34 protein-coding genes are annotated in these 25460 nt (G+C 65.1%); 17 read left to right on the top strand and 17 right to left on the bottom strand.

Annotation, left to right across the window (positions count from 1 at the left end; all coding sequences use genetic code 11):
- Window positions 1–21 precede the first annotated feature (21 nt).
- Window positions 22–354: a DUF7882 family protein gene (locus AC3B5L_RS13935; RefSeq protein ID WP_490095886.1), complete on the top strand. Its 333-nt coding sequence runs from the start codon at window positions 22–24 to the stop codon at window positions 352–354.
- 45 nt (window positions 355–399) lie between these two features.
- Window positions 400–618: a hypothetical protein gene (locus tag AC3B5L_RS13930; RefSeq protein WP_490095885.1), complete on the top strand. Its 219-nt coding sequence runs from the start codon at window positions 400–402 to the stop codon at window positions 616–618.
- Here AC3B5L_RS13930 and AC3B5L_RS13925 read toward each other — a convergent pair whose 3' ends face one another.
- The 14 genes from AC3B5L_RS13925 to AC3B5L_RS13860 form a co-directional block, all read right to left on the bottom strand.
- Window positions 619–957 carry a hypothetical protein gene (locus AC3B5L_RS13925; RefSeq protein WP_490095884.1) on the bottom strand — a complete coding sequence of 113 codons (339 nt, stop codon included), beginning with the start codon at window positions 955–957 and terminating at the stop codon, window positions 619–621. It lies immediately after the preceding gene.
- Between the two features lie 124 nt (window positions 958–1081).
- On the bottom strand, window positions 1082–2581 hold the full coding sequence (locus AC3B5L_RS13920) for a right-handed parallel beta-helix repeat-containing protein (protein WP_490095883.1): 1500 nt from the start codon (window positions 2579–2581) through the stop codon (window positions 1082–1084).
- Between the two features lie 108 nt (window positions 2582–2689).
- Complete coding sequence (locus AC3B5L_RS13915) at window positions 2690–4906, bottom strand: tape measure protein (protein WP_490095882.1); 2217 nt, start codon at window positions 4904–4906, stop codon at window positions 2690–2692.
- A 116-nt stretch (window positions 4907–5022) separates the two neighbouring features.
- On the bottom strand, window positions 5023–5256 hold the full coding sequence (locus tag AC3B5L_RS13910) for a hypothetical protein (RefSeq protein WP_490095881.1): 234 nt from the start codon (window positions 5254–5256) through the stop codon (window positions 5023–5025).
- Window positions 5257–5716: 460 nt separating this feature from the next.
- Window positions 5717–6049, bottom strand: a complete 333-nt coding sequence (locus tag AC3B5L_RS13905) for a P27 family phage terminase small subunit (RefSeq protein WP_423794727.1) — start codon at window positions 6047–6049, stop codon at window positions 5717–5719.
- Between the two features lie 304 nt (window positions 6050–6353).
- Window positions 6354–6617, bottom strand: a complete 264-nt coding sequence (locus AC3B5L_RS13900) for a hypothetical protein (protein ID WP_490095880.1) — start codon at window positions 6615–6617, stop codon at window positions 6354–6356.
- The gene (locus AC3B5L_RS13895; RefSeq protein ID WP_490095879.1) at window positions 6614–7165 is read right to left on the bottom strand and encodes a hypothetical protein; all 552 of its coding nucleotides are present in this window, start codon (window positions 7163–7165) and stop codon (window positions 6614–6616) included. The genes AC3B5L_RS13900 and AC3B5L_RS13895 overlap by 4 nt, the downstream gene beginning before the upstream one ends.
- Window positions 7166–7174: 9 nt before the next feature.
- Window positions 7175–7393, bottom strand: a complete 219-nt coding sequence (locus AC3B5L_RS13890; RefSeq protein WP_490095878.1) for a hypothetical protein — start codon at window positions 7391–7393, stop codon at window positions 7175–7177.
- Between the two features lie 529 nt (window positions 7394–7922).
- The gene (locus AC3B5L_RS13885; protein WP_370428651.1) at window positions 7923–8717 is read right to left on the bottom strand and encodes a helix-turn-helix domain-containing protein; all 795 of its coding nucleotides are present in this window, start codon (window positions 8715–8717) and stop codon (window positions 7923–7925) included.
- A gap of 203 nt (window positions 8718–8920) precedes the next feature.
- Window positions 8921–9322, bottom strand: coding sequence for an Lsr2 family DNA-binding protein (locus tag AC3B5L_RS13880; RefSeq protein WP_490095877.1), 402 nt, complete (start codon window positions 9320–9322; stop codon window positions 8921–8923).
- On the bottom strand, window positions 9303–9641 hold the full coding sequence (locus AC3B5L_RS13875; RefSeq protein WP_490095876.1) for a hypothetical protein: 339 nt from the start codon (window positions 9639–9641) through the stop codon (window positions 9303–9305). The genes AC3B5L_RS13880 and AC3B5L_RS13875 overlap by 20 nt, the downstream gene beginning before the upstream one ends.
- Window positions 9641–10132 (bottom strand): hypothetical protein, encoded by a 492-nt coding sequence (locus AC3B5L_RS13870; protein ID WP_490095875.1) that lies wholly within the window; start codon window positions 10130–10132, stop codon window positions 9641–9643. The genes AC3B5L_RS13875 and AC3B5L_RS13870 overlap by 1 nt, the downstream gene beginning before the upstream one ends.
- The gene (locus tag AC3B5L_RS13865) at window positions 10129–10473 is read right to left on the bottom strand and encodes a hypothetical protein (RefSeq protein ID WP_490095874.1); all 345 of its coding nucleotides are present in this window, start codon (window positions 10471–10473) and stop codon (window positions 10129–10131) included. The genes AC3B5L_RS13870 and AC3B5L_RS13865 overlap by 4 nt, the downstream gene beginning before the upstream one ends.
- Window positions 10470–10667, bottom strand: coding sequence for a helix-turn-helix domain-containing protein (locus tag AC3B5L_RS13860; protein ID WP_315637777.1), 198 nt, complete (start codon window positions 10665–10667; stop codon window positions 10470–10472). The genes AC3B5L_RS13865 and AC3B5L_RS13860 overlap by 4 nt, the downstream gene beginning before the upstream one ends.
- Window positions 10668–10763: 96 nt before the next feature.
- Here AC3B5L_RS13860 and AC3B5L_RS13855 point away from each other — a divergent pair, with 96 nt between their 5' ends.
- Window positions 10764–11246: a helix-turn-helix domain-containing protein gene (locus tag AC3B5L_RS13855; protein WP_315637778.1), complete on the top strand. Its 483-nt coding sequence runs from the start codon at window positions 10764–10766 to the stop codon at window positions 11244–11246.
- Window positions 11221–12309 carry a tyrosine-type recombinase/integrase gene (locus AC3B5L_RS13850; protein WP_490095873.1) on the top strand — a complete coding sequence of 363 codons (1089 nt, stop codon included), beginning with the start codon at window positions 11221–11223 and terminating at the stop codon, window positions 12307–12309. Before AC3B5L_RS13855 ends, AC3B5L_RS13850 begins: the two co-directional genes overlap by 26 nt.
- A gap of 23 nt (window positions 12310–12332) precedes the next feature.
- Here the strand turns inward: AC3B5L_RS13850 and AC3B5L_RS13845 are convergent, their stop codons facing one another.
- Together AC3B5L_RS13845 and AC3B5L_RS13840 are read right to left on the bottom strand one after the other, a co-directional pair.
- A complete protein-coding gene (locus tag AC3B5L_RS13845) occupies window positions 12333–12821 on the bottom strand; it encodes a YajQ family cyclic di-GMP-binding protein (protein ID WP_187662263.1) in 489 nt (162 codons plus the stop codon).
- A 31-nt stretch (window positions 12822–12852) separates the two neighbouring features.
- Entirely contained in the window at window positions 12853–13689 is an 837-nt protein-coding gene (locus AC3B5L_RS13840) for an alpha/beta hydrolase (RefSeq protein WP_187662262.1), read from the bottom strand.
- Between the two features lie 28 nt (window positions 13690–13717).
- On the opposite strand from AC3B5L_RS13840, the gene AC3B5L_RS13835 reads away from it, so the two are divergent.
- Window positions 13718–13858: an NUDIX hydrolase gene (locus AC3B5L_RS13835; RefSeq protein WP_268776658.1), complete on the top strand. Its 141-nt coding sequence runs from the start codon at window positions 13718–13720 to the stop codon at window positions 13856–13858.
- A gap of 30 nt (window positions 13859–13888) precedes the next feature.
- Here AC3B5L_RS13835 and AC3B5L_RS13830 read toward each other — a convergent pair whose 3' ends face one another.
- Window positions 13889–14311: a hypothetical protein gene (locus AC3B5L_RS13830; protein ID WP_268776659.1), complete on the bottom strand. Its 423-nt coding sequence runs from the start codon at window positions 14309–14311 to the stop codon at window positions 13889–13891.
- A gap of 234 nt (window positions 14312–14545) precedes the next feature.
- Here AC3B5L_RS13830 and AC3B5L_RS13825 point away from each other — a divergent pair, with 234 nt between their 5' ends.
- The 12 genes from AC3B5L_RS13825 (at window position 14546) to fusA (ending at window position 25298) form a co-directional block, all read left to right on the top strand.
- Window positions 14546–15757: a sugar ABC transporter substrate-binding protein gene (locus tag AC3B5L_RS13825; protein WP_187662260.1), complete on the top strand. Its 1212-nt coding sequence runs from the start codon at window positions 14546–14548 to the stop codon at window positions 15755–15757.
- A gap of 72 nt (window positions 15758–15829) precedes the next feature.
- Window positions 15830–17434: a maltose ABC transporter permease MalF gene (gene malF, locus AC3B5L_RS13820; RefSeq protein ID WP_187662259.1), complete on the top strand. Its 1605-nt coding sequence runs from the start codon at window positions 15830–15832 to the stop codon at window positions 17432–17434.
- 1 nt (window position 17435) lies between these two features.
- Entirely contained in the window at window positions 17436–18344 is a 909-nt protein-coding gene (locus tag AC3B5L_RS13815) for a sugar ABC transporter permease (RefSeq protein WP_187662258.1), read from the top strand.
- Window positions 18345–18392: 48 nt separating this feature from the next.
- Window positions 18393–18719 (top strand): PadR family transcriptional regulator, encoded by a 327-nt coding sequence (locus AC3B5L_RS13810; protein ID WP_168429038.1) that lies wholly within the window; start codon window positions 18393–18395, stop codon window positions 18717–18719.
- Window positions 18720–18721: 2 nt separating this feature from the next.
- Complete coding sequence (locus tag AC3B5L_RS13805; RefSeq protein WP_187662256.1) at window positions 18722–19372, top strand: HAAS signaling domain-containing protein; 651 nt, start codon at window positions 18722–18724, stop codon at window positions 19370–19372.
- Window positions 19373–19436: 64 nt separating this feature from the next.
- Entirely contained in the window at window positions 19437–19589 is a 153-nt protein-coding gene (locus tag AC3B5L_RS13800) for a hypothetical protein (protein ID WP_177173821.1), read from the top strand.
- 113 nt (window positions 19590–19702) lie between these two features.
- Complete coding sequence (locus AC3B5L_RS13795; RefSeq protein ID WP_268776660.1) at window positions 19703–20818, top strand: ABC transporter; 1116 nt, start codon at window positions 19703–19705, stop codon at window positions 20816–20818.
- Window positions 20707–21318, top strand: a complete 612-nt coding sequence (locus AC3B5L_RS13790; RefSeq protein ID WP_490096410.1) for a DUF6121 family protein — start codon at window positions 20707–20709, stop codon at window positions 21316–21318. Before AC3B5L_RS13795 ends, AC3B5L_RS13790 begins: the two co-directional genes overlap by 112 nt.
- Window positions 21319–21367: 49 nt before the next feature.
- The gene (locus AC3B5L_RS13785; protein WP_062765222.1) at window positions 21368–22015 is read left to right on the top strand and encodes a hypothetical protein; all 648 of its coding nucleotides are present in this window, start codon (window positions 21368–21370) and stop codon (window positions 22013–22015) included.
- Window positions 22016–22242: 227 nt separating this feature from the next.
- Window positions 22243–22611: a 30S ribosomal protein S12 gene (gene rpsL, locus AC3B5L_RS13780; RefSeq protein ID WP_018187369.1), complete on the top strand. Its 369-nt coding sequence runs from the start codon at window positions 22243–22245 to the stop codon at window positions 22609–22611.
- 5 nt (window positions 22612–22616) lie between these two features.
- Window positions 22617–23087: a 30S ribosomal protein S7 gene (rpsG, locus tag AC3B5L_RS13775; protein WP_017201608.1), complete on the top strand. Its 471-nt coding sequence runs from the start codon at window positions 22617–22619 to the stop codon at window positions 23085–23087.
- 96 nt (window positions 23088–23183) lie between these two features.
- On the top strand, window positions 23184–25298 hold the full coding sequence (fusA, locus tag AC3B5L_RS13770; RefSeq protein ID WP_025102411.1) for an elongation factor G: 2115 nt from the start codon (window positions 23184–23186) through the stop codon (window positions 25296–25298).
- Window positions 25299–25460: the final 162 nt, after the last annotated feature.

The following is a 25460-nucleotide window of genomic DNA, read 5'->3' as shown; positions in this document are numbered from 1 at the left end:
TGACCGCGAGAGGAGTCCTCGATGGGCAAGTTCATCTATGACGGTGGACCCAAGACCGAGATTGAAGACCGGGCTCTGACACACATCCAACTCGTTATGACCGCGAAGCTCCGACGCGGCGAGCCCTTCCCCTTCTCTTGGAAGGAAGATGCCAGTGTGGGCGGCGGTCGAACCACGGTGTGGGTGCATGCGGGTTCGTCTCTTGTGTTCAAGTACGCGGGGAGCCGCCAGCCTGCTATCAATCGCGCGTGGGTTGACGCTCTCGCCTTCACGGCCAACGCGCCCACGGGCCTGTACCTTGTGCCTGAACCCGCGGTCACTGGGCCGGTAGAGCACCTTCCTGGGGTTGTCTGAGACGTCCCTTCACTCCGGTGCACTTTCGGGGTTACCGTTTTGAGCGTGGAACTCGACGACCCGAATCTGCCCGACTCCGCGAACCGCTGGTTGCTTGCGACGTCTGATCAGGTGCAGGCCCTTGCTATCCAGTGGCATGCGGACCCGGAGAACGCGAACATGTCCGACATCGTTGACACGTTGCTGGCGCTTGCTGAGGCGCAAGCCCGAATTATTGCGACGATGGACCTGCGTATCCAGGCCCTCGAGGGCCGCCGTCGGTGATTACTGGGCTTGCATCTTGTGCCTCTTGTGCGCGTCGTATGCCACGGCGGCGAGGACTATCGCGGCCATGCCTAGCACCGGCAGCACGACGAAAAGGACGATCCCGCTGATGGACGGACCGACTGCGTCTCCGACTTCACCGACCGCATCAACCATGGTGTCGATGATCGATACGATCGCGGCGACGAGTGAGAGTACCGCCAGGGTCCATTGCGCAGCTTCGAGCATTGACCCTGCGGGCAGGATCTCCTTGCTGAGCAGGAGGTGGGTCACCATCGCGCCGATCGCGAGGAATGAAGCGAGGGTGCCCATATAGGTCATGAAGAAGCTGACGTCCATGCGCGCAACCGTAGTGCTCTCCCTTTCCTTAGTGGGTGCGCCGACCCCCGCATCGGGAAGACGCGGGGGCCGGCGACCGGTGCAAGCCCGTGGAGGTCTAGCTACGTTGTCGTCGAGTTCGTGATCAGTCCCAGCTGGCGAGAGCACTAAGCAGACTCGTCAGAGCTGTGCCATCTGTACGGGAGCCGCTTACAGTCGGCTTGAGGGTAGGCGTAGCTCCGAAGAACCCGATCGACCCCTCCAATCTCTGTCCCATCCGGTTTCCCGGGTTGAGGAGCGGTGCGGTAACGGCGCCCGTTACTCCGACCATGCCGTAGGTGATGCTGGTGTCAGCCGTGTTGATCCAGTTCCGGATGCCGTAACCAAGAACCTGATCGGCGGTCTTCGAGCCTCTCCAGATTCGAGCTTTTCCAACGAAACCCTGATTGTGGGAAGAACGAAACGCCAGCCCGACCGGGGCGTCCCCGCCACCACCTTTCCAAGGGTCGATGACCTCGATGTTGTCGATCTGGAACTCATAGTTTGTGTGCGCCAAGACAACGCCGTGAGGCGAGCACGCCTCCGCGGTGAGCCCGTCCAGCACAAGCCCCCTCGTCGTGTGAATGTACGTTCCACCCTGGTTACCGTTGGTGACATCACCGTGGCCAATGATCTTCATGCCGATGACCTTGCCGGTTGCGAATGCATGCGGGTTTCCCGCTCCCAGGCTCTGACCGGCGATGCTCAGGCCGGAGCCTCGAGATCCGTCCGTCACGGTGGAGTCTGCACTGCAACCGCTGATCACGAAATCCACAGGCGCCCAACCGGGGGTGCCCGGTGTTGTGGTCTTGTCTTCCATGCCGACAACGGCGATCCCGTGGTAGCAGTTGATTGCCTGGCAGTCTTCCCACCTGATCCGGATGCCGGCGTGAGTATCGAAGCCCTCCCATTTCGTGACGTTCCTGGCGACACACGATTTGAACGTGATGTCCATGCTGTGGGGGTGCGTGGTGAGGGGTTGCGTCGCATCTTTGGTAGCCGCGAAACCGTAGGACTGCGGCAAGTTACCTGGCTGGGTCACACCGTCAACCTCGGTGCGGAAGATGAAGCCGCGAACACAGGACAAGAGCATGACACCCGCGTAGGCCACGTCGCGCACCAGTGTGTCCTTGATCTCAAAATCGGAGACTCGAGATAGACAGATCCCATACTGAGACCAGCCCTCGATGTGCGCGTTCAGAATGCGCAGTCCGGTCACGCCATCGGCATACAACCCCATCCCGGACCCCGACGTTGCGGACCCGGTTCCGGTAAGCCTGGGAGAGTCCACAGTCACACCATTCGCGGTAACGGTGATAGCCCGGATCGATGCGACGGACGTGCTGATCGTGGCTCCGTTCACGAAGCGGAGTGTCACAGGTTTGTCGATAGTGAATGTGGCTTCACGCGCGTGCACAGTTCGAATCTCTAAGACTCCACCGGCTGCGGTCGCGGCCAGCGCTTCCTCGAGCGTCGCAAAGTCCGTGTCGGCTACGAACCCGCGGGCGGCAGCTACTGCTTCGCCGAGCTCGGTCGCGGGTCGCCCGAGGTCTGTCGCGAGGGCCTGGCGAACGGGGTCTGGGAGGCGGTAGTCCGAGTCATCCACGGCTACAAGTCGATTGACCATATGCAGGTACTCCAATCATGAGTCTGTCGGAAGAGATGAGAAGGGCCCGTGTCACCGACATCTGACACGAGCCCTGAACAGTGGGGGCTAGAGGCGCGCTCCACCACGCGACCATGCATTCGAGGACTGGTCGTAGCGGCCGATCCGCGCATCCGCTTCAACACCCATCCGTCCCACAAGCTGATCGTTCACATCACGGATCACGAGCTCGGACGGCATCCGCGGTGCCGCAACAGTCGCGGCACCCGTCAACCCGACAAGGTTCGAGAACGACAACTGCGGACGGAACGACTCCGCACCAAACGCGAACTGTTCCATCAACGACTGGCCACCATCGAAAACGGCAGCCCAGCCCTGACCCGAGAACGGGCCACGGAGCGCGGGCGAATGCGGGAAGAACCCTTGCGCCCAACTCAACACGCCACCGATCGCGTCACCGACGTCGCGGATCATTGAGTTGATCCCGTCGATGAACCCCTGCAACAAGGCGCGACCCGAACTAACTAGCCACGAACCGGCACCCGCGAACAGATTCTGAATGTGACGCGGCAGGGCAGTGAAGATCGTCACGACTCGGCTCACACCACTACTGAAAGAGGAGGTGAGCGTCGACCAGATGCGCGTCGCAGTCCCGCTGATGTTCGTCGCCGCCGAACTGAAGAACGACGTAACCCGCGACCATGCAGCATTCCAGGTAGATGCCGCCTGCGACACCAACCCCATCAAGAAGTTCAACGCCGGCGCCAACCACTCATTGATCCCACGCGCCATATCGATGATCGGCCCCTGGGTGCCCTCAATCTGACGGCCCCACTCGTCCATGGTTGTGTTGCCATTCAAGAACAACAGCAGATTCACCACAAACGCCGTCAACTCCGCCAACCCCTGAATCAACGGCACAAGAACCGGGATGAGCATCTGAAGCGCCTGCGTAAGGATCGGCAGAATGTCCACGGCCAGTTCGATCAACGGGGGCAGGAGCGGAAGCAACGCCACCAGCAGCTCTACCAGCGGCGGGGCCAGTTGAGAGATCGCGTCCACCAGGACGTCGGCGAGCAGCGGCACCACCTCAGCGAGTTGGTCACCGAGGCGCGCGAGCAAATCCGCCACCACTGGCCCGACCGTTGTCCCCAACTCTTGCAGCACAGCGCCCAGGGGCTTGAACGTCTCACCGAGCCCGAGAAGCGAAGACTGCAAGGCGTCGGATTCGATCACAAGGCCAGCGATCAAACCGATCACGGCACCGACCGGTCCAGAGATGACGGGAAGGAATCGGCCGATGATTGGAAGAGCGGCCACCATCGGGGCCATCGCGCCGGCAAGCGCCGTGAAGACCGGTGTGAGCCCCTCCATCCCTGAGAAGGTGCCCTTGAGCTCGGAGAACCCAGTCACGATCCGGTCGAGAGTGTTCAGCACCGAGTCGGAGAACTGGAAGTCGATCCCGTCGAGCGTCCACTGCAACTTCTCAACGACCGGCTGCACCCGAGCGGTGATCCCGTCCGCGATCGTCGTCAGCTCACCGAAGAAGTCCCTAGCGAGCCCCAGAGCAGGGCCAGCGAACGCTTCCCCGAGTCGGCTGAGTGCGGCGCCGAGGTTGGCGAGCGACCCGCGAGTGGTGTTGCCGGACTCGAGAGCCGCGCCACCGATGTTGTCCTCGATCGCCTTACGGAACGTGGCCGCGTCAACCTCACCCCGAGACACCATCTTCTGAAGCTCATCCGCAGTGACCCCATACTCCTTCTGGAGCCACTGCATGATCGGGATACCCCGCTCCGTCAACCGATTCAGGTTCTCCATCCCCGCGTAACCCTTAGAGGTCACCTGATTGATGATGTCGCCCATCTCACCCATCGACGTGCCAGCAATCGTCGCCGCATCCGCCGTCAACCGCAGATACCGCTCCAACTCCTGACCCGGCTTAATACCCGCAGCAACCGCAGAAGCCGCAGTCGTCGCCGCAGCATCCAAACCAAACGCCGTGCCCTTCACCGAAGCAAGAGCGTCCTGCATGATCGCCTCAACGGCCTTCGTGTCATGCCCCAGACCCTTAAGCTTCGCGGTCGCGTCCTCGATGTTGAGAGCACGCGAGATGCCCCCACCCAGCGCGATCGCCCCGACCGTGCCGGCAAGCAACCCCACACCGCCGACGATCCTCCCCACACCGCTCCGCAAAGACGCGAAGAAGCCCGTAGAACGCTTCTCAGCGGCCGAAAACGACTGCTGTGCCTCCTTGTCCACCGCCTTCGAAAAGCCCGTCCCAGAAGGGAGCAAGCTCACATAGGCCACACCGATTTCCTGTGCCACTACGGCACCTCCAAACAGCCCGAAGGCCACGCAGAGGGTTAGGCGACATCCCCTGTTGAATTACGAAGGGCGCCCCGACCAATGAGGTCGAGACGCCCTGTCCGGCTCAATCGCCGCTACTGCTTCGTTTCCTGCAAAAACGTACGCAGGACCCCCTGGACAGCCAGCCGGTGCCGCTTATCCCGCGCAACGATCGAATCGACCGTCGCCGCCATCACCCCCGGCAGCAGGGCAAGCACACGAGCAAACCGGTCCAAGGGGATCTCCCTCTGAAGAACCGATTCCCGCTCAGACGGCTCCGCCAGGATCACCATCGCCGACACCCGCCGCGCCAGATCCAGATCATCCACGCGAGTCACCCCCCAGCCGCCGCGCCATCCGATCAACGGGATGCTCCGGCGACGACGGCTTCACCAGACCCTTCACGAACACGACCAACAGGCCGATGATCACAATCGACACCGCAATCGCGCCGATCCAACTAACGATTTCCCAAGGGTTCACAACAGTTCTCTTTCCTCTAGATCATTGATGGGTCGAAGGGCACGTCCGGAACCGGGTGCATGGCCTCTTCTTCGTTCAACATGGCTTCGAACCCGCCGGGCCAGCCGTAGGTGTAGTGATGGGCTGCCCTCCTGCTGGACCAGTCCACGCGCTCTCCGATCCAGGCCTCGAGGATCCTCACCCGCTCAGTCGCAGGAACAGCAGGGCCGGGGTTCGGGCACGGTCGCAGTGAGTTCGGCCCGATCCCGAGTCCGTCGAGCTCAGAGGGTGCGGGTGGCTTGCGTCGCACGGATGAACGCCGCGGCATCAGGCCGCCCCGAGCGGTCGCACACCTGTCGAAGGCGGCAGGTTGTCATCTTCTGGCGCGGGGATCTCCAGGGTCGCCAAGAGGCGCGCGAGTACGAGACGCTGCTGCCTGACCTCGGAGACTGCGGGATGTACGCGGACCCCCTGAGAGGACTGTGCCATCACCCCGTCAGTCTCGATCTGCTTCGAGAGTGTGACGACGAGATCTCTCACTCGGCAGGCCTCTTCGAGGAGAACGAGGTCTGCATCGTTCATCTGAAACTCGTCAGTGATGGAATCCCATAGCTTTCGCCCTGGGTTCTGTAGCCCTCGCGGAGCCTGCCGTCCGGTCATGTTGATGTCTCCCTCTTCGTTTGGAGCGAGTGTTCTTTGTCCATGTGGATACCTTCCTGTAACGGATAAACCGCGGAATCTCGCGGTTTCCTCGTCGCGGCCTGTCGTTCTGGGCGCCTGGTCACGTCTTCCCTCACTGGAGAGGGGAGACCGGCCGAACGCCGCTCAGGTGCCACGCCACGGGCCTCAAGGGCCGTTTGTTTGCGGCGCTCGGGGAGAGATCGGCCCTATACCTTCGGGGGGGCCGCTGAGGGGAGGGGAGGGGGAGGTGGCCAGGGTCCTATCTCCTGGCCACCTCTGTCTCTCACCAGACGCGTGCTTGGCGCGGCTGGTGGCCTCGATTGAGGATGTGCTTTGGTTTCGCGTTGGGCACGTTCTCGACAGTGAACTCACCTGTGATGGTGATGCTGATCGGTGTGCCCGGTGTGACTGCGATGAGGGTGTTGTCGTCGGGTGACAGCCACCCGCCACGACCCGTCGCAGTCCGTATCGCCGCCTCGCCCAGCTCCCGGGCTTCCTCGTCGGGGAGTGTGAAGCTGTGTTCCCCGATGCGTACGATGCCGGTCACAGGTCGCTGATGTAGTAGGACATCTGCCGGGAGAGGACCTGGCTGATGTCGTCCCGGAATCGGGTGAGGTCCCGGATATCGCGAAGGGCTTCCCCTGCGTCGGGGTATGCCTCTGCGGCTGCGTCGATCGCTTCCGTCCATCCCATCTCGTTGGCTCGTCGGATGACGGCGTAGGCCAGCGGGCGGTCGTTGGAGCGGATGGCGCGCTTGATTGCACGTACGGCATCGGGCTGCTCGTCGAGGTTGTCGGCCCGTTCCTCGGCGTCGCGGATTGCGATGAGGTCTGCGCCGCTGTCTCCGAGGCGAGTGTGCAGGGACTGCTCGAGAGAGTCGAGCTTCTTCGCGATGGCGGCCTCTTCCTGCTGGCTGAGCTTCGCGAGCTCGGCCTTGACGCTTGCCCGGGACTCGTCGAGTACCTGCTGCTTGCCGGCTGCGCTGAGGTTGGGGTTCGTCTTGACGGCTTCGCGGTCGTTCTGGAAGGTGCGGATCTGGGCGCTTGCGGCGTCGCGAAGCGCGTTGACCTCGTTGCTGAACTGGTCGAGTGCCATGGTGTCTCCTTAGTTGTTCTGATTGGTTGCAGCATCCGCGATGTCTGTTGCGATGCGGATTGCGTCTGATGTTGGGATCACGAGTTTCGGTAGCCGGCCGACGATGATCGCGATCCCTGGTTCGGTTGCACCGGTCGGGTTTTGGAGGACGGCCCGGGTGACTGCTGCTTCTTGGCCGTCGTTGATGTTCTGTTGGTATCTGTGTGGTGCCGAGTAGAAGCGGGTCATGTCTCGTCCTCGGGGACGTAGAGTCCCTCGGATGCTCGGTGCATGCCCTCGGGTGAGTACAGGGCGGGTTCGAGTCGTTCGAGACCGGCAGGGTTACGGAATCCCGTTGCGGGGGTGTCTTCGTCGGTGTTGTTCATTGAGTCCACGGCTTTCGGTTAGTACGACTGGTCGTCAAGGGTGTCGGCGCCGAGAGCCCTAGCAAGCGCCCGGTTGTCGTTGAGGGCCATCCCGCGCTGGGAAGGGCTAAACGCTGCACTATCCGCGCGGGAGGTGCCTCGCTTTCCTTCGAGCAGTGCGCGCAGCTTCCGTTCAAGTTCATTCATCGGAGTCTCCTGATGTCGTTGTGTCACGGCAGCGTGCTCGATGCCCCGACGCCTCCAGTTGCTTGTAATACCTGCTCAGCTCGCGGGCGAATGCGAGTGGGTCGTCCCAGGCGTTGCTTAGTGCTCGGAAGTTGAGTGGCTTCGGGGCTGCTGCGCGCATCGGGTTCTCCCTTCTTTGAGTTGCGGTCCGGACGCCTCGGGTCGGTTCATGCGGCTTCTCCGGTCAGGACGTTGTCGGGGATCATCCCGCCGTCGGCCCACTTTTTGCCGCGCTCGGTTAGTTCCGCGTAGGCGGGCGTCCCGTACTCCGGTCCGGTGTAGTCGTCGTTCCTGCCAACGTTTGAGTAGAAGCGGCCGATGAGCTCGCGAGCGTCATCTGAGCTCAGTACGCGCCATTCGGCTTGAGTGCGGTCACTAGGCGTTTTGCCTGTGAGGTGAATGTAGAGGTCGGACAGAAGCCACCATTGCGCTTCTGTTATCCCCAGGTCGCTGAACTCGAATGCGTCGTTTTCGACGCTAAGAGTCTTCTTCAATGGATCTTCTTGTAATGGTTCTTCTTCCCCAGTCACCGTGACACCACCCCACCAGTCACCCTGAAAGGGGGGTACTGTCACCGTGGAACCACCCCAGTCACTGTGACTGCCATTCGAAACGTCATCATGCGGTTCGGGCGGCAAGTTATCCACAGGGTCGTCCTCGATGAACTTGACCGGTGGGCGCTTCGGCAACGCGACCTGATAGAGGTTCGAGTCGTTCCGTGAATCGCCGATCATCCGCCGCGTCACCGTCACGAGACCTTTATCGACCAAGCGCTTGCGGGTACGGCGGACCGTGCTCTCCGACATCCGCGCTTCCTTGGCCAGCAGGCTGACGCTCGGGAAGCAGATCCCCTTCGAGTTCGCGCGGCTCAGCATCGCGATGTACAGCAGCAATTCGTTGCCGTCGAGGTATTCACTCTCCCTGATCAGCCAGTGCGGGAGCTTCGTGAACAGATCGGTCATCGTCACCCCCCTTTGCCCGCTGCCGGCTGGCTGCGTTCCGTTCGCGTGCTTCGTGAAACTCCTTCATGCGTCTCTCGAACGCGCTCTCCTTCTTCTGAGTGGTCATGTGGTCCCCTTCCCCAGGGTCTGTGTTCAGTTGAAACGGACGGTGCCCCTCATCGCTGGGGACGAGGGGCACCGAAATGAGGGCACGAGGCGGTCTGTCAGGCGGCAGCGTTCCGCATCCAGCCCTGGACGAGGAGTGCTTCGGCTGCCTCTCGGAACGACCCAGAACCGCCGACATGCTGCGCGATCGCGTCCGCGAGCTCGTCGCGTAGCCTGAGCCACTCAGCCAGGGACCGCGGCTCTTCACGACGCTGTTCGTCCGCCGGCGGTCCGAAGCTCAAACGGCCGGTGCGCACCATCTCTGCTTCGACCATGTCGTCAGCGAGGGCGAACAGGTCCGGACGGGAACTGCGTGCTTCCAGCTCTGTGTTCATCTCCGGGTGGGCTTCCAGGAAGCTCTCTCGGACGTGACGTGCGATGTTGCCGGTTTTCGAGACGGGGATACCGTTCGAGCGAGCCCAGGCCCGCACAGCTCCCCGGTCAGGCTTGGTTTCGACCACGGTTCCTCAACTCCTTATCCCTGGCCTGCATGGTGGCGACCTCGTCAGCGAAGATCGGGTCGTTCAAGAGTTCGGCGCGGAAGCGCCGATAGTTGTCGGGGAGGGCGCGTAGCGTCTCCACGACGCTCGCGTATTCGGTGTCGATCTCCCCCGGCTCATCGATCCACCACTCGTCCCAGTCGGGCATCCAGTTGCTGATCGGCGTTCCATCGGTCTGGACAGCCAACAGCATCCCGTGCCCCAACTCCCGCGTGTGATAGCTGATGTCGTCGGCATGGATTGCGGCGGGCGTATCGCACCAACCGAACCGGCAGGCCATCAGATGTCCAGCCTCTGCAACTCGGCGTCGACCTGAGCGGGCCGCCGCAAAAACTTCGGCTCTGCGCGCAACAACAACGCAGCGGCCACTAGGTCTTCTGCCACATCCATCGCCCAACGCGCGACATCCGGGTCTTGGTCCGCGCGAAGTTCCGCACGGATATAGATGTTCGGCACTCCGTTGTCGTAGAGCTCGACGCGGCCGTCCTGGTGGAGACGTCCCCCGCCGTAGAGCTCGACATCCCGGATGGTCCGAGAGAAGGAGAAGACAGTCCCCTCCACCTCGTCTTCGATGTCCAGGAACTCGAGCTCCTCGGTCCACGAGGGCGCCGCTGCTGACACCTCGGGGTGAGCCCGCAGGTAGGTTGCCGAGTACTCGTCCCAGCCGGGATCGCGGCGGGTTGGGGGCGGAGTTGCCGCGGTACTCTCCGCCCCCGCTGCCAACAAGGTGCGGTTGGCGCGCGCATCTGCGATACTGGTGTTACCAGTCATTTTCGGTTCCCTTCGATGTGACTTCGACCGTCGCCCTGTTGCAGCAGGTCGGCGGTTTTCTTTTTGGGTCGGCTAGTGCCGGATCGGTAGGACTCGCGTTCTACCTCGATCAGATTGGCTATGTGTTCGTCGATGGTTTGGCGGGCCTTCTCGGGACCGAAGATCCGCAAGGCGTCTCGGGCGAGCCGAGTCATTTGGCCGGTTGAGGTGCCGATGCACACCAACAAGCCGCTGTCATTGACGAATGACATTCCGTGACGTTCTAGTTCGTTCATCGCGTAGACGATGAGCCTGTCAACGTCGCGCGGGTCCAACTTCGCCCGCTTGGCGGTCTGGGTCATCCTGCGTCCGTGAACCCCGCTTCGATGAACTCGTTGAGGTCCGAGCGGCGGACAAGTCGACGACCGGCGATCTTGCCGGACTTGATCTGGTTCGTGTGGATGAGCCATCGAACCGACGCGGGCGTGCGTCGGGTCAGTTCGGCGACCTCCTCGACCGTGAGCAGTTCAGGCTCCGGCAGTGCGGTGAGGGTCATGCGTTCTCCTTCCATCAAAATTGTGGCGTACAAACAGTATTGCATAGCCCCCAACGATTCTGCAACACCCCCACACTTGTGTGGGAGACTCGATATGTGGAACACACTGAAGAAGCCGCTTTCGCCCAAGCCGTCCAGAGACTGCGGGAAGACCGCGGTTGGAGCCAGGGCGAGCTGGCGCGCCGAATGGTCGCCGCCGGGTGGCCCAGCTACTCACAGATGACCGTGAGCCGAACCGAGAAGCTTGAACGTCCGATCCGTCTGAACGAAGCCCTCGCTCTCGCCCGGGTCTTCAATGTGACCTTGCCTCTGATGATCAGCGGTGGCGATGGCGGGCCCGAAGCCCTCGCTGCGCTCCGAGATGTGAGAGGTCAACTGCTTGCCGCCAACAGGAGTTTCAAGATTGGCGCCGAGTCGGCGGACGAGGTTCTCAGCAGTGTTCGCCGAATGCGGGAAGACGGCCGAATTCCGCCGGACTCCCCATATGCGGAGTGGATCGCGGAGTTGGAGGGCGATATCTACGACCTTCTAGACGGTGGAGATGGGACTAGGCGTGTCGAGCATCAAGCAGAGGCCTAGCGGGGTCTGGCGCGCGCGCTACCGCGATCAGAATGGCAAGGAGCACTCAGCGCATCGGAAGACGAAGCGCGAGGCTCAGAGGTGGCTAGACGAGCAGACGGCCGCAGTGGTGACGGGGCAGTGGGCGGACCCGGCTGCCGGCCGGGTCTCCTGGGATGAATGGGTGTCGTCGTGGATGGCGATGCAGGTGTGGGCGCCGGGAACCCATAGCGCGGCGCTGACGGCGGTGGAGTCAGTACCGTGGCGTCGCCGCTCGATCCGCGATATCAAGCAGGCCGATGTGCAGGGCTGGGTGACTGTCGAGCGGGATCGGGGGTTGGCCGCTTCGACGATCCGCACCCGACTGAACTACGTGCAGATGGCGTTCCGGGCAGCGGTCGACAATCAGGTGATCGCCCGCAACCCTGCATTGCGAGTTAAAACGCCACGGAAACAAAAGGCCGAGACGGCAATCAAGATCCTGACTTCAGATCAGGTGGCGGCAGCGCTCGAGGCGGCGGGGGAGTTCCGCCTGTTCGTTGCAGTGTGCGCTTTCGCGGGCTTGCGGTTGGGTGAGGCCGCGGGGCTACAGGCGGGTGATATTGACGTCGGCCGGGGAACGATCGCGGTTCGTCGGCAGGTGCAGGGCACATCTGTTCCATCCACCAAGGTGGCACCGCCGAAGGCGGGTTCGGAGCGCGAAGTGTTCGTGCCGCGGGAGCTCGTCGAGATGCTGGCACGTGAAGCACGCGTCTCATCTGATGCCTTCCTGTTCCGAACCCCGCGCGGGCACCTGTACAACCGGAACAACGCTGGACATGAGTGGCGCAAGGTCCGTGAAGCTCTTGGCCTCGACGAAGGGATCACGCTGCACGCACTCCGTCACACCTTCGCGTCGAACCTGATCGCGTCAGGCTGTGACGTGGTGACTGTGCAACGCGCGCTAGGGCACTCTCAGCCGTCGATCACGCTCGATGTCTACAGCCACCTGTGGCCGTCGGCGGAAGACAAGACGCGTTCCGCGACGGCCACGTTCATGGGTGAAGTGCTGGGGATTGCGGACTCCCTGCGGACTCGCGACTAAGAACCCCAGGTCAGAGCCAACCCCTACCGGTAGTTGATGAACTGCAGATCGATGTCGAGGTCGCTGCCCTTGAGGAGCGCGATCACGGACTGAAGGTCGTCGCGGCTCTTGGACTGCACGCGCAGCTCGTCGCCCTGGATCTGGCTCTTCACGCCCTTGGGGCCCTCATCGCGGATGATCTTGCCGATCTTCTTCGCGTTCTCGGACGAGATGCCGTCCTTCAGGCTCGACAGGATGCGGAACTCCTTGCCGCTGGCGAAGGGCTCGCCCGAGTCGAGGCTCTTCAGCGAGATGCCGCGCTTGATGAGCTTGGACTGGAAAACGTCGAGGACGGCGTTCGCGCGCTCCTCCGTGTTCGCGGTGATGAGGATCTGCTCGCCGCTCCAGGCGATCGAAGCGCCGGTCCCCTTGAAGTCGTAGCGCTGCTCCACCTCTTTGCGCGCCTGGTTCAGGGCGTTCTCGGCCTCCTGGCGATCCACTTTCGAGACGATGTCAAAGGAACTGTCAGCCATTGGGCCAGTCTATGACGGGTCGGCCCGCTGGTCAGGCCCATAGCCATCGCAAGGCATCGGGGAGCAGAACGCCGCCATGATTTGGGCTGTGGCCGCCATCGCCGACGACCAGGCGGAAGTCGTACCCCGCGCGGGCCAACGCCGCGCCGGTCTCAAGGCCCTCCGCGAACCAGTTGTCTGTCGTCGAGTTCCAGTTGAGGTCGCGATGAGCAGCGTGGAGAAAGACTCGTGTCGCGCGAGCCTCGAATTGGGTGAGCAAGTGCGGGTACGGGTTCCCGCCCGGCATCTGTGCGAAGCTCGGGTTGAACGCGATCACCCGGCCGATGGCGTCCGACCGAGTCCACGCCGCGGTCATCGCGGCATTGCCTCCGCTGCTTCCGCCGCATATTCCGCGTGCCATGGGGTCAGTCGAGATCACTGCGCGTGTCGCTACGAGTGGGAGTATCTCGTCGATCAGCATCGTCGCGTAGCGATCGTCGAACGCGTCGTACTCGACGTTGCGGTTCTTGATCGGCCCTCCTTCGGAGGCGACGACACCTGGGTCTACGAACACTCCGATCAGTTGGGGTATCGCTTTGGCCGCTGCGAGATTGTCCAAGACGATCGCGGCGCGAACGCTCAGCTCCGGGTCGAGATACCACCAGCCGTCGTTGAAGAACATGACGGCGCTCGCACGCGATGGGTCATGGCCGGCTGCGCGGTGGATCCAGATCTTCCGGGTGGTCCCCGGGAAGACGACGCTTTCATGGGTGATCTCTTCGACACGGCCAGCGGCCACGCCGGCGCGCAGCTCGGAGTCCGGCCCGTACTCGTAGGTCACATCGGTCTGGGAGGCGGGCAAGGCGGCGAAAGGGAGTTCGTAACCCATGCCCCGAAGGTAGACCGTATCCGCGGGTGTGCGGAAAGTCCCGTGGGCGAGGCACGACTTCCTCCTTCTGCCCGGCGTCACCGCCGTCATCCGCGACGGCGAGCAGCTCCTGCTGGCCCGGCACGCGCACTCCGGCGCGTGGAGTCTGCTCGGGGCCGGCGCGCGCTGACCCTCCGGTACCCGCCCGGGCCGGGGCCCGCTAGCTTCCGGTCGCCGTGTAGACGTTGTCGGACACCCGAGTCATCCCGTCTGGAGCAGGCGCACCGTCGGGGACCACGGTGAACGTGCCCGTGACGCCCCCGATCGAGAAAGGCGCCCCGTTCCCACCGCACCCGATCACCCACGTGTCAGCGTCGACGTAGGCGAGGAGACACGCTGCGGCATCGTCACGAGCGCGAGCGAGCCACAGGGACGTCCCGTCGCCTTCTCCGACGAACCGGGCTGTCGCCTGGTCCACGTCGTCCCACGCGTAGCCGGGCAGATCGGCAGGAACCTCGTCCCGCGCCTCGGCTTCGCGATCGAGCACGGAGTATGCGCCTCCCGCACCCGTGCACCCGCTGAGTGCGACCGTGGACAGGACGACGGCGAGGGCGGCAGCAGACGGTCGAACGTGGATCCCCATTCAGCGATGCTCTCGCAGATGAGCCCCATGCGGAACCCCGCAGACTCTGCCGCGGAGCCTCGAAAGGTCTGACCTCTGTCCGATATGGAAGCGTTTTCATAACGCGTGTCTCGCGTCGGGCCGATCACGGGTTGATATCAACGCCTTCGCGGATTGTGATCGCCTCTCGAAACGATGCATACTGTAAGCGCTTGCAGTCTTGCAGGCGCTCAGCACTGAGAGAGGCACACACCAATGAAGGTGAACAAGAGGGGCATGGTCGCCGCGGGCGCCATCGCCATCGTTTCGGCTCTGACGCTCGCCGGCTGCTCGACCGGCTCCGGCGGCGACGACTCTTCCTCCGGTGGAGACAGCGGCGGCACGCTGACCGTCTGGGTCGACGCCGAGCGGGTCGACGCGCTGCAGGGCGCGGCGGACGCGTACCAGGAGAAGACCGGTGTCACGGTCAAGCTGGTGGGGAAGTCCGTCGACGACATGAAGGACGACTTCATCCAGCAGGTCCCGACCGGCAAGGGCCCCGACGTGGTCATGGGCGCTCACGACTGGCTCGGCGAGCTCTCGACCAACGGTGTCGTCGCGCCGATCGAGCTCGGCGACAGCTCGGAGGACTACCTCCCCGTCGCCCTCCAGGCGGCGACCTACGAGGGCACCGTCTACATGCTTCCGTACGCCGTCGAGAACATCGCCGTGCTGCGCAACGCCGACCTCGTCCCCGAGCCCGCGACGAGCTTCGACGACATGGTCTCGAAGGGCACGTTCGTCGTGGAGCAGGGCGCCGAGGGCAACCCGTACCACCTGTACCCGTTCCAGACCGCGTTCGATGCACCGGTCTTCGGCACCGACGACAGCGGCAGCTACGACCCCACCGACCTGCAGCTCGGCAGCGAGGGCGGCTTCGCCTTCGCCGACTGGCTGGGTGCGCAGGGCGCCGCAGGCACGCTGAACACCGACATCGACGGCGAGATCGCCAAGCAACAGTTCCTCGACGGCACCGCCGCCTTCTGGCTGACCGGTCCGTGGAACGTGGGCGCGGCCACCGACGCGGGCATCAACGTCGAGATCGACCCGATCCCGAGCCCGACGGGGGAGACGGCCTCGCCGTTCGCCGGCGTCAAGGGCTTCTTCGTGAGCGCCGAGTCGAAGAACAAGGTCGCGGCCAACGACTTCCTCGTCAACTACCTCGGCACGGAGGACGTGCAGCTGGAGCTGTTCACGGCCGGCAACGTCCTCCCGGCCCTGACAGCGGCCGCGGACACCGCGGCGTCCGACCCGATCATCGCCGGCTTCCAGGCCGTCGGTGCCGACGCGGTCCCCATGCCGGCGATCCCCGCCATGGGTGCGGTCTGGCAGTTCTGGGGTGTGGCCGAGGCCGCCATCATCAACGGCGAGGACCCGCAGGCGACGTGGCAGAAGCTCGTCGACGACGTGACCGCCGCGATCGAGTAACGGCCGACCAGATGACGACCCTGCCGGGGCGGGCCGCCCAGCCCGCCCCGGCAGGACCATGACGAGGACGACATGACAGACACCGAAGAGCGCACCGCGCCCCCCACGCCTCGGCAGCGCCAGGCGGCGAAGATCGCCGAGGCGGCCTCCCGACCGATCGGGTGGATGCTGCTCAAGATCCTGTTGCTGGCCATCGTGGACGCGATCGCCGTCTACGCCGTGTTCGTGCTGCTCGTGCAGCGGGAGTGGCTCGTGCTCGGCCTCGTCGTCGCGGTGACGGTCGTCGTCAACTACATCTACTTCTCCCGCAAGCGCATCGCGGCGAAGTACCTCACCCCCGGCATCATCTTCCTGGTCCTGTTCCAGGTCTTCACGCTCCTCTACACGGGCTACATCGGCTTCACGAACTACGGCACCGGCCACAACGGGAGCAAGGAGCAGGCGATCTCGTCGCTGCTCGCCTCCGCGCAGGAGCGCGTCGAGGACTCTCCGACGTATCCCGTCACCGTGGTGGAGCAGTTCGGAACCTACGGCCTCCTCGTCACGGATCCCGAGGACGGCGACGCCCTCCTCGGCACCGCGGAGCAGCCCCTCGCCGAGGTCGACGCGCAGTTCGAAGGCGGCAAGGCCGTCGCCGTCGACGGGTGGACCACGCTTCCGCTCGCCACCGTCTTCACGCTGTCGGAGGAGCTGGAGCAGCTCTCCGTCCCGTTCAGCGACGATCCCAATGAGGGCAGCCTCCGCGCCCCCGACGGGCAGAACGGCTACCTCTACGTCTCGACGCTGGCGTACGACGCCGATGCCGACACGATCACGGACACCGCGACCGGCACCGTCTACAGCGACACCGGCGACGGCGCGTTCACCGCCGAGGACGGCGAGCAGCTGCTGCCCGGCTGGCAGACGACGGTCGGCGTCGACAACTTCGTCCGCGCGGTGACCGACGAGTCCATCCGCGGCCCGCTCATCTCCGTCACCGTCTGGACCTTCGTCTTCGCGCTGGTGTCCGTCGCGACGACCTTCTTCCTCGGCCTGCTGCTCGCGCTGGTCTTCAACAACACCCGGATGCGCTTCCGCAACGGCTACCGCATCATCCTCATCCTCCCGTACGCCTTCCCCGCGTTCCTCTCCGCGCTCGTCTGGGCCGGGATGATGAACGAGAGCTTCGGGTTCATCAACCAGGTGCTGTTCGGCGGCGCGGCCATCCCGTGGCTCACCGACCCGGTGCTGGCGAAGGTGTCCGTGCTGCTGGTGAACCTCTGGCTCGGCTTCCCCTACATGTTCCTCGTCTGCATGGGGGCGCTGCAGGGCATCCCGGAGGACGTCAACGAGGCCGCCGTGATGGACGGCGCGAACCCGTGGCAGGTCTTCCGCCGGATCAAGCTGCCGCTGCTGCTGGTGACCGTCGCGCCGCTGCTGATCTCGTCGTTCGCGTTCAACTTCAACAACTTCAACCTGATCTACATGCTCACCAAGGGAGGCCCGCGCTTCAGCGATGTGTCGATCCCCGTGGGCCACACCGACATCCTGATCTCGATGGTCTACAAGGTGGCGTTCACCGGACAGACCCGCGATTACGGCCTCGCCTCCGCCTTCACGATCCTGATCTTCGTCGTGGTCGCGACGATCTCGATCATCAGCTTCCGCAAGACCAAGGCCCTCGAGGAGCTGAACTGACATGAGCACCGTCCGCAGCACCGCCACCGCCCGCCGCACCGCCCCGCCGCGTCGCTCGTTCGGCGCCTGGTTCGCCGACACCGGATGGCGCCACCTCGTCGCCATCGTGGTGAGCGCCTTCGCCCTCTTCCCGCTCCTGTACGTCGTGTCGGCGTCGCTCAACCCGCAGGGCACGCTCACCGGGTCGAACCAGCTCTTCTCGGCCATCGGGATCGACAGCTACGTGCGCATCCTCAGCGACCCGCAGAACCCGTATGGAACGTGGTTCCTGAACACCCTGCTCATCGCGGTCGTGACGGGCGCGGTCACCGTCTTCATCGGAGCCTGTGCGGCATATGCGTTCTCCCGCATGCGCTTCGCCGGGCGCCGCGTGGGACTGGTCACCATCGTCGTGGTGCAGATGTTCCCGCAGCTGCTCGCGGTCGTCGCGATCTTCCTGCTGATGTCGACGCTGGGGGACTGGTTCCCGGCGATCGGCCTGAACACGCATACGGGGCTGATCCTGGTGTACCTCGGCGGCGCGCTGGGCGTGAACACGTACCTCATGTACGGGTTCTTCAACACGATCCCGAAGGAGATCGACGAGGCCGCCCGCATCGACGGCGCGGGGCACGCGCGGATCTTCTTCACGATCATCCTGCGCCTGGTCGCCCCGATCCTCGCGGTCGTCGGTCTGCTCTCCTTCATCGGCACGGTGAACGAGTACGTGATCGCCAGCGTCATGCTGGTCGACGTGGATCAGCAGACCCTCGTCGTCGGTCTGACCAAGCTGGTGGCGAACCCCCGCTACGCCGACTGGTCGGCCTTCTCCGCCGGTGCGGTCATGGCGGCGATACCGGTGATGGTGCTCTTCCTCTTCCTGCAGAAGTACATCGTGGGCGGTCTGACCGCGGGGGCGACCAAGGGCTGATCTCGCACCGTTCGGTGCTAGCGTGCGTCACATGCTACCTTGTGAGGCATGACAGCTGACGTCGGGGCGCAGATGCGCAAAGGAGTGGTCGAGTACTGCGTGCTCGGCTTGCTCTCGCGTGAGCCCATGTACGGCTGGCAGCTGTCGGAGGCACTCACCGGAGCCGGGCTGATCGCCAGCATCGGCACGCTCTACCCGCTGCTCGGGCGCTTGCGGGACAACGGCTGGGTGACGACGTTCGACCGGCCGTCCGAGAGCGGTCCGGCGCGCAAGTACTACCGGCTCACGGATGCCGGTATCGATCAGCTCGCGCGCTTCCGGGCGCAGTGGGCGCCGTTCGCCCGTGCCGTCACGGGCATGGTGGGGGAAGGATGACCATGACCGAGAAGACCGCAGCCGAGTTGCGTGACGACTACCTGGCACGGCTCGACGAGGCGATGCGCGGACTTCCGCACGGTGTCGCATCCGACATCCGTGGCGGGATCGCGGAGGAGCTCGACGGGCTCGACGCGGCAGCGACCGCGGAGCGGATCGACCGCCTGGGAGATCCGAGGGGGATCGCCCGCGAGGCGGAGGACGAGGTGCCGACCGCGCCGCCCCTCGTGCTCCCCGCGCCCGCCCCCGCGCCCTCGGCTCCGCGCACGCCGACGACCGCGACGCGGGGTTTCGCGATCGCGGCGGCGCTCACCCTGAGCTTCGGCGGAATCGTGGTGCCGGTCGTCGGCTGGTTCGTGGGCGCGGTGCTCGTGAGCCTCAGCCCGCTGTGGCGCACGTGGGAGAAGGCCGTCGCGATCCTGGTGCCCTTCGTCGCCACCGGGCTGTCCTTCCTGATCGCCTCGACGATGACCGGATTCTCCACCGGATCGGCGTCCGGCAGCTCGAGCGACGGCGACGTGATGTCGGAGGTGGTGAACCCGCTCGTCCCCGCTTTCGGCGAATGGCACCTCCTCCTCCTGCTGGGCGGACTGCTGGTACCGATCTCGGGACTCTGGCTGCTGTGGCGGATGCGCGGCCGCGGCACCCGCTGAGCGACACCACCTCGACGCGGCGTTGCTCCGCACCCGCGCGGGGGCTGGGGCCTACGGTGGGACCATGGCGCGAGTGGGGGGACGAAACCTCGGGATGAGCTGGTTCGCCGGCATCGTGTGCGCAGGGATCGTCGCCGGACTCGTCTGGCTCTCACTGCCGATGGTGCCGATCCTCGCGCAGTTCGCCGGGGACGCCCTCCGCAACACCTTCCCGTGAATCGCGCAGACCCGCGGAAGCACGCGTATGGCGACACGTCGGCACGCCTAAGGAAGCGTCGGGAGCCGCGGCGGTAATCTCGCACTGCACATCCCCGATGAGAGGCGCATCCCATGAGTGATCCCGAGGCTCGTCAGCCCGAGAAGTCGAACGACGTCGACGACGTCGTCGGCAGCGCGAACGCCGGTCTCGACGCCGCGGCGGCGGCCCGCGGAGATGTCCCCGGCCACGTCGACGACGCACGTGCGGATGACTCCCGCGCCGCAGACACCACCGCGGCCTCCTCCGAGCCTGCGGCCGACCAGGCCGCGACGCGTCAGGAGCCCGCCGTCGACCCCGATCTCGCCGCGTTCGAGGCCGCCGAGCGCGACCACCCCGGTACTTTCAGCTCCGCCGCCCCGGCGCCCTCGCGCACCGACGGTGACCGCTTCGACACCGATGGCCGTGAGGCGGGCCTCCGCGACGCCGACCGCCGCGATGCGACCCCGGAGACCTCGCTGTACGCGACGCCGGAGACCTCGCTGTACTCCACGCCGAGCACTCCCGCGCACGAGGAGTCGGCCATGGCCGGCGCAGCCTACGCGTCGCACGCCGACGACACCGACACCAGGATCGTGCCGTCCGAGCCGCTCACGAACGGCGCGGCCGCCGCACCGCAGCAGCCGCAGCCGATCTTCGTGCAGGCACCGGAGCCGCCGCGCGAGCGCGGCAACCGGGGCACCGCCGGCGCGATCGGCCTGCTCGCCACCGTCGCCTTCGCGCTGCTCTACCTCGCCACCACGCTCGGCCTCGGCGCCCTCGCCGGCGACGTGAACGGGGAGAACATCGGCGAGGCGCTCGTCGCCCCGCTGCTCACCTGGGGGTTCTGGACCCCGGTGGTCGTGTTCTTCCTCGGCTTCTGGCTCCTCGGAGCCATCATCAACCGCGGCCGCTGGGGCCTGTGGGTGGTGTTCGGCATCGTCGTCGGGCTCATCGCCTACGCCGGGCACATCCTGGGTCAGCTCTTCGAGGCGCCCTTCTGGAAGCTCACCGCATCGCAGGGTCTCGAAGTCGCGGGGGAGCAGCTGTTGGCCCCGCTCGCCATCGCGGCCTTCGTCTTCGCCCGCGAGCTCACCATCTGGTTCGGCGCCTGGGTAGCCCGCAGCGGTGCCCGCAAGACCGAGCTGAACGAGGAGGCGCAGCGCGAGTACGAGCGCACCCTCGAGGCCGGTCCCACCCTGTCGAGGTAATCACGAACACCACCACACCGAACCCCCGCGGGCCCGAGTCCGCGGGGGTTTCGGCTGTCCTCGCGGCGGTGATGGCCACCATCGCCTTCTTCGCCCTCGCCGTCTTCGGTCTCGGTGCGCTGAGCGTCGCCACCGACCGGGACATCATCGGCGTTCCGGGGCTTGGCCAGGTGCCCGGAGTGTCGGGCATGGTCGCGGCCGTGGTGGTCTTCGCGCTCGTCCTCTGGGCGACGGTGCGACGAGGGCATGCCTCCTTCGGCTCTGCTCCGGTGATCGCCCTGCTCACGGCGCTGGTGCACCTGATCACCGTCTGGATCGCCGTGCTCGTCGCGACGAGCGATGTGGTCGTGGCCACGGCCGTCGCCGGCGACCTCGTCCGCGGTGGCGCGAGCATCGTGCTCCTCGCCGCGGCGGCGGTGGCGGCGTGGGGTGGCATCGCCCTCCGTCGGACGAGGTCGGCGCAGCCGCGATGGCCGTGGGAGCGCGACGAGGAGGAGTGACACCCCGCAAATCCGCACGGTGAGCGGCGACGCGCCGTACGCTGGTGGGGTGGAGCGCTCATTGGAGACGCAGGTCGACCAGGCCGTCGAGGCCTGGTTGCGCTGGGTGCCGCGCTGGGAGCCGGCGACGCACCGCGGCCGCACCGCGCCGTGCCGGCGCTGCCTCGGCTCGCCCATCCTCGCCGCCGCAGGCATCGCGGGCACCACGCCGCATGGCGTCCAGCACGGCCTGTCGACGCGCATCAAGACGATCGTGGACCACGCGGTCGCGGAGTACACCGCGCGCAACCTGCCGACCCTGCAGCGTGAACTCGATCAGCAGGCCGCGCGCAACCGGGCTCGCAGCTACCGGCCGACGGAGGACCTCGATCCCGAGTTCGAGGGCATGCCGCTGGATCCGGAGCCGGTGCCGGGCGCCCCCTTCCTCTTCACGATCGCCGGTCTCGCCGACGATTCGGCCGCCGAGTTGCCGCCCCTGCCCCCGCTGTCGGACGAGGCCAAGACCGCTCTGCGACAGGAAGTCGCCTTGGCGGACGAATACGCGAACCTCGTCGGGCGCGAGATCTGCGGGATCCTGCTCCGACACCGGATCACGATCCAGGCGGCGGTGTCGCGACACGTCGAGCCGCAGATCGAAGCGCTCCTGGCCGAGCTCACGGAGTCGCTGGACTCGCCGTTCGACCCCGACATCCCCTGACTTCGGGCGGCGCCGCGGAGCGCGACCGTCATTTGACCGTCAGGTTACGCGGCATTACACTTGATCAGGTGTGTGCACGTCCTGACGTGCGCGCTGGGCGTCGGCACCTCGCCGGCCCGCCCCCACGGCATACCCACCACACCAAAAGCTCGTCGGTTCCGGCGTGCCGGTGGGTCATGATGTGAAACCCATCACGCTGTCACCGTGCAGCACTATGAGGAGAGAACGTGCCAACCATTCAGCAGTTGGTTCGCAAGGGTCGCTCGCCCAAGGTCACGAAGACCAAGGCACCCGCGCTCAAGGCGAACCCGCAGCAGGCCGGGGTCTGCACCCGCGTCTACACCACCACCCCGAAGAAGCCGAACTCGGCGATGCGCAAGGTCGCTCGTGTGAAGCTCCGCAACGGGACCGAGGTCACCGCGTACATCCCCGGTGAGGGCCACAACCTGCAGGAGCACTCCCTGGTGCTCGTCCGCGGCGGTCGTGTGAAGGACCTCCCCGGTGTGCGTTACAAGATCGTCCGTGGTGCCCTGGACACCCAGGCCGTCAAGAACCGTAAGCAGGCTCGTTCCCGCTACGGCGCGAAGAAGGGTTGAGTTAGATGCCTCGTAAGGGTCCCGCCCCCAAGCGCCCCGTCGTCAACGACCCGGTCTACGGCGCACCGATCGTCACCTCGCTGGTGAACAAGATCCTCGTCGACGGCAAGAAGTCGCTGGCCGAGTCGATCGTCTACGGCGCCCTCCGCGGCGTCGAGGCGAAGAACGGCCAGGACGCCGTCGCCACCCTGAAGAAGGCGCTCGACAACGTGCGCCCCACGCTCGAGGTCCGCAGCCGCCGTGTCGGTGGCTCGACCTACCAGGTTCCGGTCGAGGTCAAGCCGCACCGTGCGAACACCCTCGCGCTGCGCTGGCTCGTGAGCTACGCCAAGGGTCGTCGTGAGAAGACGATGACCGAGCGTCTCCAGAACGAGATCCTGGACGCGTCGAACGGCCTGGGTGCCGCGGTCAAGCGCCGTGAGGACACCCACAAGATGGCCGAGTCGAACCGCGCGTTCGCTCACTACCGCTGGTAACCCCTTCGACGGGCTCAGGGACCCTTCCGCGTTCCTGGGCCCGTCGCACCCCCTCTTCGCAGTACACCTGCTGCTCCAATAGATAAGGACACTCCTGTGGCACAAGACGTGCTCACGGACCTGAGCAAGGTCCGCAACATCGGCATCATGGCGCACATCGATGCCGGCAAGACCACGACGACCGAGCGCATCCTGTTCTACACGGGCGTCAACCACAAGCTCGGCGAGACGCACGACGGCGCGTCGACCACCGACTGGATGGAGCAGGAGAAGGAGCGCGGCATCACGATCACGTCTGCCGCCGTGACCTGCTTCTGGAACAAGAACCAGATCAACATCATCGACACCCCCGGTCACGTGGACTTCACGGTCGAGGTGGAGCGCTCGCTCCGCGTCCTCGACGGCGCGGTCGCTGTGTTCGACGGCAAGGAGGGCGTCGAGCCCCAGTCCGAGACCGTGTGGCGTCAGGCCGACAAGTACAACGTCCCCCGCATCTGCTTCGTCAACAAGATGGACAAGCTCGGCGCGGACTTCTACTTCACGGTCGACACGATCATCAACCGCCTCGGCGCGAAGCCGCTGGTGCTGCAGCTCCCGATCGGTGCCGAGAACGACTTCGTCGGCGTCATCGACCTCGTCGAGATGCGTGCTCTGGTCTGGCCCGGTGACGCCAAGGGTGACGTGACCATGGGCGCCTCCTACGAGGTGCAGGAGATCCCGGCCGACCTCAAGGACAAGGCCGAGGACTACCGCCAGCAGCTGCTGGAGACGGTCGCCGAGACCGACGAGGAGCTTCTCGAGAAGTTCTTCGGCGGCGAGGAGCTCACCGTCGCGGAGATCAAGGGCGCCATCCGCAAGATGGTCGTCGCCAGCGAGATCTACCCGGTCCTCTGCGGCTCCGCCTTCAAGAACCGCGGTGTGCAGCCGATGCTGGACGCCGTCGTCGACTACCTCCCGTCCCCGCTGGACGTGCCCGCCATCGAGGCGCACGACCCGAAGGACGAGGAGAAGATCATCGAGCGTCACCCCGACGCGAAGGACCCGTTCGCGGCCCTGGCCTTCAAGGTCGCCGTGCACCCGTTCTTCGGTCGTCTGACGTACGTGCGCGTCTACTCGGGCGAGCTCGAGTCGGGTGCCCAGGTCATCAACTCGACCAAGGGCAAGAAGGAGCGCATCGGGAAGATCTTCCAGATGCACGCCAACAAGGAGAACCCGGTCGACAAGCTGACCGCCGGCAACATCTACGCCGTCATCGGCCTGAAGGACACCACCACCGGTGACACCCTCGCCGACATCGCGCAGCCGGTCGTCCTCGAGTCGATGACGTTCCCGGAGCCGGTGATCGAGGTCGCCATCGAGCCGAAGACCAAGGCCGACCAGGAGAAGCTGGGTCTCGCGATCCAGAAGCTCGCTGAGGAGGACCCGACCTTCCGCACGGAGCTCAACCCCGAGACCGGTCAGACGACCATCAAGGGTATGGGCGAGCTGCACCTCGACATCCTCGTGGACCGCATGAAGCGCGAGTTCCGCGTCGAGGCGAACGTCGGCAAGCCGCAGGTCGCGTACCGCGAGACGATCCGCAAGGCCGTCGAGAAGCACGACTACACGCACAAGAAGCAGACCGGTGGATCGGGCCAGTTCGCCAAGATCCAGTTCAACATCGAGCCGCTCGAGCTCGACGGCGAGAAGACGTACGAGTTCGTGAACGCGGTCACCGGTGGCCGTATCCCGCGCGAGTACATCGGCTCGATCGACGCCGGTTTCCAGGACGCCATGAACGTCGGTGTCCTCGCGGGCTACCCGATGGTGGGCGTCAAGGCGACCATCGTCGACGGTGCGGCGCACGACGTCGACTCCTCGGAGATGGCGTTCAAGATCGCGGGCTCCATGGGCTTCAAGGAGGCCGCTCGCCGTGCCAACCCCGTGCTGCTCGAGCCGCTGATGGCCGTCGAGGTCCGTACTCCGGAGGAGTACATGGGCGACGTCATCGGCGACCTGAACTCGCGTCGTGGCCAGATCCAGTCGATGGAGGACGCCGCCGGCGTCAAGGTCGTGCGCGCCGCGGTGCCGCTGTCCGAGATGTTCGGCTACATCGGCGACCTGCGCTCGAAGACCTCGGGCCGTGCCGTCTACTCCATGGAGTTCGACAGCTACGCCGAGGTCCCGCGCGCGGTGGCCGACGAGATCGTCCAGAAGGCCAAGGGCGAGTAATTCTTCTGGGAGCCCTGGGTCGCTGAGCCTGTCGACGCACCCGGGGTTCCCAGGTCACCTACAACTTCACATTCCCTCTCTACTAAACTGAGAACCTAACCCGTAGAGAACCGGTCGCAAACCAGTGCCCGGCACCTCTACAACGACGTCCTGAGGAGGACC

The organism is Microbacterium sp. C-MGS6 (assembly GCF_058140415.1).
Note: the sequence above shows the minus strand (reverse complement) of the source record. Positions and strands in the feature narration are given on the sequence as shown.

Bases quoted from the DNA above. Each gene is read 5' to 3' on its own strand.
- AC3B5L_RS13890 (WP_490095878.1), bottom strand. From the start codon at position 7,393: ATGACCCGCTTCTACTCGGCACCACACAGATACCAACAGAACATCAAC.
- malF (WP_187662259.1), top strand. From the start codon at position 15,830: ATGACAGACACCGAAGAGCGCACCGCGCCCCCCACGCCTCGGCAGCGC.
- AC3B5L_RS13870 (WP_490095875.1), bottom strand. From the start codon at position 10,132: ATGACTGGTAACACCAGTATCGCAGATGCGCGCGCCAACCGCACCTTG.
- AC3B5L_RS13860 (WP_315637777.1), bottom strand. From the start codon at position 10,667: ATGACCCTCACCGCACTGCCGGAGCCTGAACTGCTCACGGTCGAGGAG.
- AC3B5L_RS13865 (WP_490095874.1), bottom strand. From the start codon at position 10,473: ATGACCCAGACCGCCAAGCGGGCGAAGTTGGACCCGCGCGACGTTGAC.
- AC3B5L_RS13895 (WP_490095879.1), bottom strand. From the start codon at position 7,165: ATGGCACTCGACCAGTTCAGCAACGAGGTCAACGCGCTTCGCGACGCC.
- AC3B5L_RS13885 (WP_370428651.1), bottom strand. From the start codon at position 8,717: ATGACCGATCTGTTCACGAAGCTCCCGCACTGGCTGATCAGGGAGAGT.
- AC3B5L_RS13925 (WP_490095884.1), bottom strand. From the start codon at position 957: ATGGACGTCAGCTTCTTCATGACCTATATGGGCACCCTCGCTTCATTC.
- AC3B5L_RS13875 (WP_490095876.1), bottom strand. From the start codon at position 9,641: ATGGCCTGCCGGTTCGGTTGGTGCGATACGCCCGCCGCAATCCATGCC.
- AC3B5L_RS13795 (WP_268776660.1), top strand. From the start codon at position 19,703: ATGAGTGATCCCGAGGCTCGTCAGCCCGAGAAGTCGAACGACGTCGAC.
- AC3B5L_RS13825 (WP_187662260.1), top strand. From the start codon at position 14,546: ATGAAGGTGAACAAGAGGGGCATGGTCGCCGCGGGCGCCATCGCCATC.
- AC3B5L_RS13845 (WP_187662263.1), bottom strand. From the start codon at position 12,821: ATGGCTGACAGTTCCTTTGACATCGTCTCGAAAGTGGATCGCCAGGAG.
- AC3B5L_RS13840 (WP_187662262.1), bottom strand. From the start codon at position 13,689: ATGGGTTACGAACTCCCTTTCGCCGCCTTGCCCGCCTCCCAGACCGAT.
- AC3B5L_RS13905 (WP_423794727.1), bottom strand. From the start codon at position 6,049: ATGACCGGACGGCAGGCTCCGCGAGGGCTACAGAACCCAGGGCGAAAG.
- AC3B5L_RS13805 (WP_187662256.1), top strand. From the start codon at position 18,722: ATGACCGAGAAGACCGCAGCCGAGTTGCGTGACGACTACCTGGCACGG.
- AC3B5L_RS13935 (WP_490095886.1), top strand. From the start codon at position 22: ATGGGCAAGTTCATCTATGACGGTGGACCCAAGACCGAGATTGAAGAC.
- AC3B5L_RS13815 (WP_187662258.1), top strand. From the start codon at position 17,436: ATGAGCACCGTCCGCAGCACCGCCACCGCCCGCCGCACCGCCCCGCCG.
- AC3B5L_RS13810 (WP_168429038.1), top strand. From the start codon at position 18,393: ATGACAGCTGACGTCGGGGCGCAGATGCGCAAAGGAGTGGTCGAGTAC.
- AC3B5L_RS13800 (WP_177173821.1), top strand. From the start codon at position 19,437: ATGGCGCGAGTGGGGGGACGAAACCTCGGGATGAGCTGGTTCGCCGGC.
- AC3B5L_RS13830 (WP_268776659.1), bottom strand. From the start codon at position 14,311: ATGGGGATCCACGTTCGACCGTCTGCTGCCGCCCTCGCCGTCGTCCTG.
- rpsG (WP_017201608.1), top strand. From the start codon at position 22,617: ATGCCTCGTAAGGGTCCCGCCCCCAAGCGCCCCGTCGTCAACGACCCG.